1 protein-coding gene is annotated in these 657 nt (G+C 53.1%); it reads right to left on the reverse strand.

The genetic code is table 11. The features are described 5' to 3' along the window. Positions 1-135 precede the first annotated feature (135 nt). The coding region (locus WH277_RS05500) for a spermidine synthase (protein WP_445235312.1) at positions 136-657 on the reverse strand (522 nt) is incomplete at its 5' end.

Consider the following 657-nt stretch of genomic DNA (forward strand, 5'->3'; position numbering starts at 1 on the left):
AATGATCATTTTATTGTCTCTGTTTATGGTCTCGGTAATGAACGTATTCCCTTTGATCGCTAAAAATAGACCACGCTCCGGTTACCAGCAATGTTCGCCGGAAAATTTAAAGGAAATGAAGTCTGAACAACGGTCTCAGGCCGGTTGACCAGGCCAGCGATAGATCTTATGCGCCAGCAGAGAGAAATCAGACTGATACCCTTCACCGCTGGCTTTCATCATGGCGCGCAGTTGCGTCAGCGGTGTGCGGCAATGCCCGACGCTGGCATAGATCACCACATTGCCACTGGGTGTGGTGCAATAGAGTACGGTGCGAAACAGGGTTGTGAGTGCATCGGAAAACGCGGAGTCTTCATCCGGGGCCTGCGGATGGTTCAATACCAGCCAACCGTCAGGCTTCAGCGTTTGCGCACACTGACGCAAAAACTCACGTGAAGACTGCAAGGGCACAATGGCACTGGCGGAATACAGGTCAGAAAAAATCAGTGAGTAGCGGGCAGGGTCTACCTGCGCCATGAAGTGGGCGGCATCATCCACCCGATAATGAATATCTGGGGTCACCGGCAGGTGAAAATGCGCCAGGGCAACATCCAGCACTGCCTGGCGCAGTTCCACGACGTCCATCGCGATCTGTGGGTTATTTGCAAACAGCGGACG

It is taken from the genome of Erwinia sp. MYb416 (genome assembly GCF_037479575.1).
GTDB classification, from domain to species: domain Bacteria; phylum Pseudomonadota; class Gammaproteobacteria; order Enterobacterales; family Enterobacteriaceae; genus Erwinia; species Erwinia rhapontici.